Consider the following 9,059-nt stretch of genomic DNA (forward strand, 5'->3'; position numbering starts at 1 on the left):
AGCTGGAGCCCGCTCCGGGCCGGACGGGAATCGTGCTCCAGAATCCTGAAACGCAGCTGCTGTGCGCCACGGTGCTGGAGGAGGCCGCCTTTGGCCCCCGCAACATTGGTCGAAGCGCTCCCGAGGCGAAGGCCGACGCCATGGCCGCCCTTGAGGCCGTGGGCCTTGCCGCCTGCGCTGAGCGGCCTGTGGAGGCGCTGTCCATGGGGCAGAAGCACCGCCTTGCCCTTGCGGCCACACTGGCCCTGCGTCCGAACCTGCTCCTCTTGGATGAACCGTTCACCCAGCTGGACCCCGCCGGGCGAGAGCGCCTGACTGATATCGTCAGGAGCGTTATGGCGCGTGGCGGCGCTGTGGTGGTGAGCGAACATGTGCCGGGCTGGCTGGACGGTCTTGCCTCCCGCCGTGTGGATTTTCCCGCTGATGACGCTCCGTGTGCGTGCGGGGGCTTTCCTGCCACAGCGCGCGGGGAGAGCGGCAATGACCCCGTGGTGGCCGTCAGCGCACTGGAAACCGGCTATAGCGCGCGCCCGGAGATTTTGCGCGGGGTGGATTTGGCGGTCCGTCCCGGTCGCAAGGTGCTGGTCAGCGGTGACAATGGCGGGGGCAAATCGACGCTGTTGGCCTGCCTTGTAGGCGCACTCACGCCGCGCGCCGGGTCGGTGCGCATTTGCGGGCTGGAGGCCCCGCGCCCGGCGGCCCTGTGCGGGCTGGTGGGGTACCTTGGGCAGAACCCGGAACAACAGCTTTTTGAGGATACGGTGCTGGATGAGGTGGGCTTTTCCCTGCGCCGCCTTGGCAGGGACCGCGCCGCCGCGCAGGAGCAGGCCCGCGCCGTGCTGCGGTCGGTGGGGCTGGAGCATTTGGCCCCGGACGCGCCGCTGGCCTTGAGCTTTGGGCAGAAGCACCTTGTGGCGCTGGCGTCGGTGCTTGCGGCGGGGCCGCGCGTGGTGCTGCTTGATGAACCGTTTACCGGCCTTGCCGAAGGGGTGCGGGCTACGGTTTTGCACCTGCTGGACGACTACGTGCGCGCGACAGGCGCGGCGGTGGTGATGGTTTCGCACGACCCGCGTTGCCCCGGCTGGGCCGATGAGCACTATGTGATGCGCGGGGGGCGGTGCCATGCGGTCTAGATTGTTCGACATGGCCGACGGCTATCCCGGGCAGTATACGCCGGGCGACTCCCCGGTGCACGCCTGCCCGCCGGGCGTGAAGCTCCTTGCGGCCTTGGCGCTGTCCACCTGCGCCCTGTTTGCCCGCGACGGGCTGAGCGTTGGCGTCCTTGGCGCCGTGCATGTGGCGGCGTACCACGTTGCGGGGCTTCGCCTGCGCGATGTGTGGCGCGACGTGCGCCCGCTGCTGCTCCAGTTCCCTGTGGTGCTCGGGCTGTACCTGTTGCGCTTTGCGCCGGAGGTGGCGGCCTCGCGCGCGGTGGTGGTCAGCCTGCAACTGGCCTTTGCCCTGCTGCCGACACTGCTCCTACAGCGCACCACGCGTCCGGAACAGCTTATGCGCGGGCTTCGCGGCGTGTTGCCGGAGCGGCTGTCCTTCGTCCTTTTCACGTCCCTGCGCTTTGTGCCGCTGGTCATGCGCGAGACCAAGAGCATTTATCTGCATCAGGTCCTGCGCGGGGCGCGCATTACGCCAAAGCACCTCGCCAATCCTCTCAACTGGCGCGACCTTGTACGCTGTGTGATTGTGCCGCTCATCATCCGCATGATGGCCGTGGCGCGCGATATCGCCGTCTCCGCCGCCTCTCGCGGTATGGGCGGGGGCGTGTGAAAAGGCCGCCCGGAGGCGGCCTAGAGCTTATTTTTTGTTCTTGGTGTGCATGGTGGTCCAGTGCCCCGGCGCGGTGGCGACCACGGGCAGGACCGGGCCATGGCCCCAGAGTTGTGGGCGTATCCAGTCGTTGTGGTGCAGCATATGTTCCGGGGCGGGGACGGTGGCGTTGCGGTCCGTGGAGACCACGCGCACCCCGCGCGAGTGCAGCTTACTCACCGGGCACGGGTCGGGAAAGCCGCGAAGGTTGCCGAATTCAATAAACCGGCCACACCAGCCCGCCACGGTCAGGCCGATGGCGGCAGTGGCGCCGATGATGCCGTCGTTGGTGCCGCCAAGGCCCACAAGAAAGACGCCGGCGGCCGCGTCCATGGCGTCCTGCTGGGTGACCGGGGTCACGGTGCAGCGCTGGCCAAAGGGGACAAGGGCGGACAGGTCGTCCCGCTCGTCCGCAATGCACACGCCCGGGTCGCTGCCGTCGCTCATGTACTGGCGCACGTGGTCTACGGCGCGCTCCGTCATCAGTGCGCGGGTGTCGTCCACAGCATCGGCGGGCACGTCCACCACCACGCAGGCGGAGCTGTTTTGCGAGGTGTAGGGGATGCCCTCGGCCACAAGCTGCTGGTGGCGCAGCACGCCCCAGATGGAGCAGTGCTCCGGCAGAGTGGCGGCGTACATCCGGGCCAGACGCCCCGTGCCGATGGGCGCGCCTGCAATGTCCGTATCGTCGAAGCTGGCATAAATGCGCATAGATGGCTCCTTGTCGGTCTGGCGGCGGACGCCGGGCCGGGTGCGGTGTGAAAAACAGGTGGAATCTAAGCGATTTTTCGGCAAAAGTCATGGCGCGGGCGAAGCGGCGGCCGCCGGACCAGAATTCAAGGGAGAAACGCGCATGACTCGCGGTGACGGAACATTTTGGGGCGGGCTGGACCTGCGCGAAGGCATGCTGGCAGGGTTGTGCGCCGTGCTTATTGTGGTGTCCAAGCTGGCGTTTCGGATGCACCTGAAGATTCCGGGGCATTCCATGTTCTTTGTGATATTTTTTCTGCTGGTGGCGCGGGGGCTTATTGACCGCCGCTTCGTGGCCACGGCCACGGCGCTGCTGGCGGGGCTGCGGGCCATCGCCCTTGCCGCTGGCAAGGGCGGCCCGCTGATGCTGGTCAAGTTCGTGCTGCCCGGGCTGGTCATTGACTGCGCGGTGCTGCTGGTTGGCGACGTGACGCGCTCCGTGCTGTTGTGCGGTGGCGTTGGCGGGCTGGCCGCGATGTGCCGCTTTCCGGGCGTGCTGCTTGTGGATTGGTTGGTGGGGATGGAGCTGGATGTGGCGCTGCCGCATGTGGCGCTGAAGTCTTTGGCCGGCGCGGCCTTTGGCTGCGCCGGGGCGCTGTTTGTGCCGGGGCTGGTGCGGCGGGTGCGCCGCGCCGGCGTGGTACGCGGCGGTCCTGCCTCACCGGCGGATTGAATGGTTGCGCTAAAAATGAAGCGGCGCGCTCCGGAACCTCCGGGGCGCGCCGCTTTGTTGTGTGCGGTTAGGCGGGCTGTTTATTTGGTGAGGAGTGCATGAACAGTTGCATAAAGCGCGAGTTGGACATGCGTGAGACAACCTGCACCAGTATCGCCATAAACAGCAGGCAGAAAACGAGGCGGCCCCAGAAGATGCCTGAAATATGCGCCCCCACCATCGTCATGAGCAAGGTATCCTCGATAAGGGCGTGCGCCATGCCCATGAGGGTCAGGGAATAGAACACGTCGCGGTCCGAGACTTTGCCGGAGCGGCTTTCGTGGATGATGAGGCCGCTGCCGTAGGCCATGCCGAGGGTGAGGCCCACAACGGTCAGCGTGGCGGCGGAGGGACCAATGCCGATGCGCCGCAGGATGGGGCGCAGTACCCAGTTAATGGCGTGGGTGATGCGCAGCTTGTCCAGAACCTTCATCATGAACATCAGCCCCACCACCAGACAGTAGATGGAGAAGAGGTTGCGCGCCTGATCAATGGCCCATTCAAGATGTGTTTCCGGCGGCGCGCCGGGCGTCCAGAAGATTTGCGCCGTTTCCTGCAGGGTACCAGTGTTGGAATAGATGAGATGCAGCAGAAAACCGCACAGCAGCGCCGCCACAACGCGCAGCACCATCTGCCCGGTCAGGGACGGCCCGCATTTTTGGGCCACCTTGCACTCAATGGGCAGACCATGGGCGATGAGCAGCATGGTGCTGAGGGTGGTAATCTGCGCCACGGTCATGTGCACGTCCGCCGCGATGGAGACATACACAATAAGCGCGGAGTAGATATTGACCACAATGCCCGTGGCCCACACAAGGCCCATGCTGGCCGGCAGGCCCACCATCTCCATAATCGGGGACAGCGGAATGGCGAGGTAGCCTACAAGTTCAAGCTCCTGAAGAACCTTGACGGCGATGATGATGGGAACCATCACCTTGAACAGGTCAATGCTGGCGCGCGTGGCGTCGCGAAATGTTGCGCCTACGGAGCGCAGGAAGGGTGTCGTCGTCATGGCGTCCTGATGCGGTTAGCGGTGTGTGTGATGGGCACAGGGCTGGCACCCCTGCGAAAAGGCTAGCGCAGGTATACCAAGGCCGGTGGTGGTTGAAAACCCTACTTTAGGGGAAGGAAAAAGCTACGCGGTTATCGCGTCAAGGTGCCGCGCTATTTCCGGGCCGTGCGCAAGGCCGTCGCGCCAGTCGGCCGGGATGGCGTCCGGCGCGCCGCTGGCGCCAAGGATGGCCCCGGCCAGCATGCCGCGCGCGGCGCTGTCGCCGCCCGCCATTACGTTGGCGATCAGGGCCTCGCGCGGGTCATCGGCGTGGTGGAGCAGAATCTGCACCGTGGCGCGGAAGGCGCCTTCCACATTGCAGCTTTGTCCAAAGCGGGCCACAGCGGCCACAACATCCTGCGAGGCGTACTGGCGGGCTTCGTCGGTCCACGCGGCAATGGGCGCGCTGATGTAGTCAAACCCGGCGGCGTGGTCTACCGCGTCGGCAATGCTTGCTCCGCCAAGGGCGCAAAAAGCCGCGCGGGCGAAGAATTCCGCCGCGTCCAGCACCTGCGCGGAGTTGTGGGTGACCTTGGTCTGTAGCCGCGCGGCCTGCACGAGGCCTTCCTCGTCATCCGGGAAAAGCGGCAGCAGCACGGGCAGGCGCGAGGCGCCGGCAAGGTCCGTGGAGTTGGACCCCGACGTGTCCGGGCCTTCGCCAAAGTCGATGCGGGCGAGGGTGTTGCGCGTGGCGCCGTCCACATAGCCGTCGTAGTCCGCAAACAGCGCCTTCCAGCGCTCAAAGAAATCCAAAATGCTCAGCCCCTTCTCCGCCGCTACAGAGCGCAGCAGCACGAGGGCTTGGTCGCCGTAGTGCGTGAACTCCCCTGCCTTGCGGTTGGGATGAAAACGCGAAATAACGGGCGCGGCAAGGTTCTCCGGCCGTCCGACCTCTTTGGCGATGGCGGCGGTGTCGTACATCCAGTGGGCGGTGAGGGCCAGTGAATCTGCGGCGAACATGCCCCAAACGGCGTGTACGGCGCGCTGCGTGGCGGTGATGGACGACATGGGAACCCTCCGGCGTGTTGCAAGGACTGGCGGACAGAATGGACCGTCTTCTGCACTGGCAGTGTATGTGTTCGTCGATGCGAACGCAAGACAGAGCGAGGGAGGAGTGCTGGCGCGGACGATGCGGGGCGCAGACGCGCGCTGAAGGCGGCGCAGTGTCATGGAACACCGGAGTATTGCAGGTGGGCGCGGCGCGCCGCGATGCTGGTACGCAATAAAAGCGTTCTTGTATCGATTCAGCTTTTCCGTGTATCGTACATGGGCGTGGCGGACGCGCCATGCTGTGGGGGATGCGACATACTGCTGTCACAAGACGTGGGCACGCTACGGGCCGGATAGGACACTTCGGAAGACCGGAGAAAGTGAGAATGCTGTGGGACAGAGCGTGAAGGGGGAGCCAATGTGCCGAGTGCTGGTCGTGGAGGATGAAACCATTATCGCCATGGAATTGACGTACAAGCTGCGGGCCATGGGCATCACGGCTGTGGATGTGGCGGACTGCGCGGGCAGTGCGCTGAACTGCGTCCGGCAGCGGCCTGTGGATGTGGTGTTTATGGACGTCTACCTTGCTGGACGGCGCGACGGCATTGAGGCCGCGCAGGCCATTCGCGGCATTTGCCCGGTGCCCGTGGTCTTCGTGTCGGCCTCGTCGGATACGGTAACGGCGCAGCGCGCCAGCGAGGTCGGCGGGGTTGCCTTTTTGACCAAACCCGTGGAGGACGCGGACCTGCGCGAAGTGCTCAACCGCTTCTGCGCCGGCGCGTGTGCTTCGGCCTGAACGGCGCGGCGGAAGAGAGGGGGGCGCGCCGCCAGCGACGTGCGGCACGGGCGCGGCTTTGAATGTGTTGATACAGCGCGGCAGTGCGCCGCGTGGCTAGTCCGCGCGGGAGATGTGCCCGTGCCGGACAAGGGCGGAGATGAACGCCTTTTTGAAGGTGTCCGGGGTGAAGGGCTTGGTCACATAGGCGGAGACGCCAAACTTGCGCGCCTGCGCAAGGAATTCCGCGCCGCCCTTGGCAGTGACCATAATGAACGGGATGTTGCGGGTCCGGTTCATCCCGCGCAGATTGCGCAGAATGTCTATGCCCTTGATCTTGGGCAAATCCCAGCAACAGACAATGCAGTCCACGTGCGAGGCCTTGAGCTGGTCTATAACCTCAAGGCCCGTGTCCGCGGTCACAACGTTTGGGTAGCCGTCGTCCTGCAGGATGCGGCGGATGTATTTTTGCATCAGCTCGGACCTGTCGGCCACAAGGATGCGTATATTCTTCTTGTGCAGCATGGCGGAAACCGTCTTTTCTTGTGACGTCCGGAGGCCGACCCGTCACAGCGGTGCGCCCTTCCGGCAGTGCGTGCATGCACGATTTGCCCCGCGTGGTCAACGCAGAAAGAGTGGTCCCGGCATTGACTCGGGGCGATTGGTCTGTAACGTGTCAGGAATATTATCGCATTGAATGCCCTTTGTGGGAAGTGGAGGAAATTTCGTGGAGATACAGGACGTTGCCCGCATGGAAATCAGCGCCGCACGGCGGCGCGCCCTTGCATCCGTTGCGCTGAACCTCGCTCTTGCCGTGGTCAAGGGCGTGGCGGGTGTGGCGTCCGGCAGTGCCGCCCTCATGGGCGACGCGCTGCATTCGGCCACGGATGTTTTGGCCTCCGCCGCCGCGTGGGTCGGGCTGTGGCTGGCGGGCAGGCGGCATCCGTCCTTCCCCTATGGGCTGTACAAGGCCGAAACCGTGGCGACCCTTGTTATTAGCATCGCCGTTATTCTTGCCGCCTATGAGATTGGGCGCTGGGTGATTTTCGGGACGCCGGGCGTGCCTGATGTGCAGGTGGCCCTGCCAGTTGCGGTGGGGTCCTTTGTGGTGGCGCTGGCCTTTGGTCTGTACCAGCTTGGGCAGGGCAAACGTCTTGGTTCCACAGCGCTGGTGGCGGCTGCCCGGGACTATCTGGCGGACAGTCTGTCCACCCTTGTGGTTGTGGGTAGCCTTGTGGGGCAGGCCTATGGCCTGCATCTGGAGCGCTACGCCGCCGGGGCGGTGTCCCTGTTTGTTTTTTGGGCTGGCGGCTCGCTCCTCTTTCGCACTCTCAAGGACCTGATGGACGCGGGCATGGACCCGTCCGTGCGCCGCGAGGTGGTGGACTTTGTGGAACGCCATCCGCAAGTGCGTTATGTTGAACGGTGTATCGGCAGGACCGCTGGCGGGCGCTTTATCATCAATTTGGATGTGGTGCTGCGCACGGCGTCGCACACTGTGGCGGACCGCGTGGCCGACCGGCTGGAGGAAGACCTGTACCGGCAATTTCCGCGCGTGGTCATGGCGCACATCCGTACCCACCATGACCATGGCAGCACCTTCCGCCGTATGACGCCCATGCCCGGTCCGGACCCGGAGGCGCCGGTGCACTTTGCTTCGGCCCCGTCCTTTTGCATTGAGGTGGTCGACGCGGAAACCGGCGAGGTGCAGGAGTCCGAAGTGGTGGAGAACCCCCACGCCGGTGCGGAGCGCGGCAAGGGGCTGCTGGTTGGGCGCTGGCTGTTGTCGTTTCGGCCCGACGAGGTTGTGGTGGCGCACGGCGCGGGGCGCACGGCCGCCTTTGTGCTGCGCGAGGCGGGCGTCCGGCTGGTGGACGCCAATGGCAGTGTGTGCGAGGCCGACCCCGAGGCGGAAGGCGCCCCGGAGGACACCGCAGGTGCTTGACAGAATTTGGACCGGGATTACAACACGTTCTTCCGTTGAATGATGATGGAGCGGTGCGTCCGCTCTTTTTTTCGCCGGAGGCGAACTGTGAACGATACTGTGATTGCAATGCAAGGCGTCAGCTTTGCCTATGACGGGGGCGGCCGTATTCTCGACGGCGTGGACCTTTCGGTCCAGCGTGGGGACTATTTGGCGGTGCTTGGTCCCAATGGCGGGGGCAAGAGCACGCTCCTGAAACTGCTGCTTGGCGCGTTGACGCCGGTCAGCGGCACCGTGCGCGTGCTGGGCGAAAGGCCGGGGCGCGTGGTTTCGCGCATTGGCTATATGCCGCAGCTGAATGAGGCCGCGCGCGACTTTCCCATCAATGTGGAGCGGGTGGCGCTCATGGGCCTTATCGGCCAGACCGGACGCGGGTGGTTCTTCTCGCGCGAGGAAAAGCGCCGCGCGCATGAGGCGCTGGACCGTGTGGGCATGCTGGAATACCGCACCCGGCGCATAGACCGCCTCTCCGGTGGCCAGCGCCAGCGCGTGTACATCGCCCGCGCCCTTGTGTCCGACCCGGAACTGCTCCTGCTTGATGAACCTACAGCCAGCGTGGACGCCGCGGGCCGCTCCGGCCTGCTGGAGCTGTTGTCGGAGCTGAATGCGGATATGACCATCGTCCATGTGAGCCACGACCTTAGCATCGTAGCCGCAGGGGCGCATACCGTGGCCTGCGTGAACCGCACCCTGCATTTCCATGACCGGCCCGAGATTACGCGCGACATGCTCATGATGATGTATGGCAGTGAACCCGAGGGCTCGTGCCCGGTGGAGGTCTTTGCCCATGGGGACGTGCCGCACCGCGTTGTTGCGCCCTGCGAACACAGCGAGAACTGGGGCGTCACCGTGCCCGGCTCCGCCACAAAGGATGCCGGAGGCCGTGGATGATAGAAGCGCTGCAGTTTGAATTTATGCAAAACGCCCTGATGGCGGCCATGCTGGCCAGCATCGCCTGCGGGGTTATTGGCTCGCT

General features: G+C 65.0%; 10 protein-coding genes. 6 read left to right on the plus strand and 4 right to left on the minus strand.

Annotation, left to right across the window (positions count from 1 at the left end):
- Together ACY69P_RS10535 and ACY69P_RS10540 are read left to right on the plus strand one after the other, a co-directional pair.
- The coding region (locus ACY69P_RS10535) for an ATP-binding cassette domain-containing protein (protein ID WP_462327437.1) at positions 1–1,133 on the plus strand (1,133 nt) is incomplete at its 5' end.
- Positions 1,123–1,782: an energy-coupling factor transporter transmembrane component T family protein gene (locus tag ACY69P_RS10540; RefSeq protein ID WP_462327438.1), complete on the plus strand. Its 660-nt coding sequence runs from the start codon at positions 1,123–1,125 to the stop codon at positions 1,780–1,782. The genes ACY69P_RS10535 and ACY69P_RS10540, both read left to right, overlap by 11 nt.
- A 27-nt stretch (positions 1,783–1,809) precedes the next feature.
- On the opposite strand, the gene ACY69P_RS10545 is transcribed toward ACY69P_RS10540, so the two are convergent.
- On the minus strand, positions 1,810–2,532 hold the full coding sequence (locus ACY69P_RS10545) for a hypothetical protein (RefSeq protein ID WP_462327439.1): 723 nt from the start codon (positions 2,530–2,532) through the stop codon (positions 1,810–1,812).
- Between the two features lie 142 nt (positions 2,533–2,674).
- Here ACY69P_RS10545 and ACY69P_RS10550 point away from each other — a divergent pair, with 142 nt between their 5' ends.
- A complete protein-coding gene (locus ACY69P_RS10550; RefSeq protein ID WP_462327440.1) occupies positions 2,675–3,244 on the plus strand; it encodes a hypothetical protein in 570 nt (189 codons plus the stop codon).
- Positions 3,245–3,311: 67 nt separating this feature from the next.
- Here the strand turns inward: ACY69P_RS10550 and ACY69P_RS10555 are convergent, their stop codons facing one another.
- A complete protein-coding gene (locus ACY69P_RS10555) occupies positions 3,312–4,295 on the minus strand; it encodes a hypothetical protein (protein WP_462327441.1) in 984 nt (327 codons plus the stop codon).
- A 123-nt stretch (positions 4,296–4,418) separates the two neighbouring features.
- Entirely contained in the window at positions 4,419–5,342 is a 924-nt protein-coding gene (locus tag ACY69P_RS10560) for an ADP-ribosylglycohydrolase family protein (protein WP_462327442.1), read from the minus strand.
- 400 nt (positions 5,343–5,742) lie between these two features.
- Here ACY69P_RS10560 and ACY69P_RS10565 point away from each other — a divergent pair, with 400 nt between their 5' ends.
- Positions 5,743–6,120, plus strand: coding sequence for a response regulator (locus tag ACY69P_RS10565; protein WP_462327443.1), 378 nt, complete (start codon positions 5,743–5,745; stop codon positions 6,118–6,120).
- A gap of 96 nt (positions 6,121–6,216) precedes the next feature.
- On the opposite strand, the gene ACY69P_RS10570 is transcribed toward ACY69P_RS10565, so the two are convergent.
- Complete coding sequence (locus ACY69P_RS10570) at positions 6,217–6,624, minus strand: response regulator (RefSeq protein WP_459901154.1); 408 nt, start codon at positions 6,622–6,624, stop codon at positions 6,217–6,219.
- A 202-nt stretch (positions 6,625–6,826) separates the two neighbouring features.
- Between ACY69P_RS10570 and ACY69P_RS10575 the strand changes: the two genes are divergently transcribed.
- Both ACY69P_RS10575 and ACY69P_RS10580 read left to right on the plus strand, forming a co-directional pair.
- Positions 6,827–8,044, plus strand: a complete 1,218-nt coding sequence (locus tag ACY69P_RS10575; protein WP_462327444.1) for a cation diffusion facilitator family transporter — start codon at positions 6,827–6,829, stop codon at positions 8,042–8,044.
- Between the two features lie 87 nt (positions 8,045–8,131).
- A complete protein-coding gene (locus tag ACY69P_RS10580) occupies positions 8,132–8,974 on the plus strand; it encodes a metal ABC transporter ATP-binding protein (protein WP_404843350.1) in 843 nt (280 codons plus the stop codon).
- Positions 8,975–9,059: the final 85 nt, after the last annotated feature.

Source organism: Desulfobaculum sp., assembly GCF_054921475.1.

Coding starts and splice junctions, on each gene's coding strand:
- ACY69P_RS10540 (WP_462327438.1), top strand. CDS start 1,123: ATGCGGTCTAGATTGTTCGACATGGCCGACGGCTATCCCGGGCAGTAT.
- ACY69P_RS10545 (WP_462327439.1), bottom strand. CDS start 2,532: ATGCGCATTTATGCCAGCTTCGACGATACGGACATTGCAGGCGCGCCC.
- ACY69P_RS10550 (WP_462327440.1), top strand. CDS start 2,675: ATGACTCGCGGTGACGGAACATTTTGGGGCGGGCTGGACCTGCGCGAA.
- ACY69P_RS10555 (WP_462327441.1), bottom strand. CDS start 4,295: ATGACGACGACACCCTTCCTGCGCTCCGTAGGCGCAACATTTCGCGAC.
- ACY69P_RS10560 (WP_462327442.1), bottom strand. CDS start 5,342: ATGTCGTCCATCACCGCCACGCAGCGCGCCGTACACGCCGTTTGGGGC.
- ACY69P_RS10565 (WP_462327443.1), top strand. CDS start 5,743: ATGTGCCGAGTGCTGGTCGTGGAGGATGAAACCATTATCGCCATGGAA.
- ACY69P_RS10570 (WP_459901154.1), bottom strand. CDS start 6,624: ATGCTGCACAAGAAGAATATACGCATCCTTGTGGCCGACAGGTCCGAG.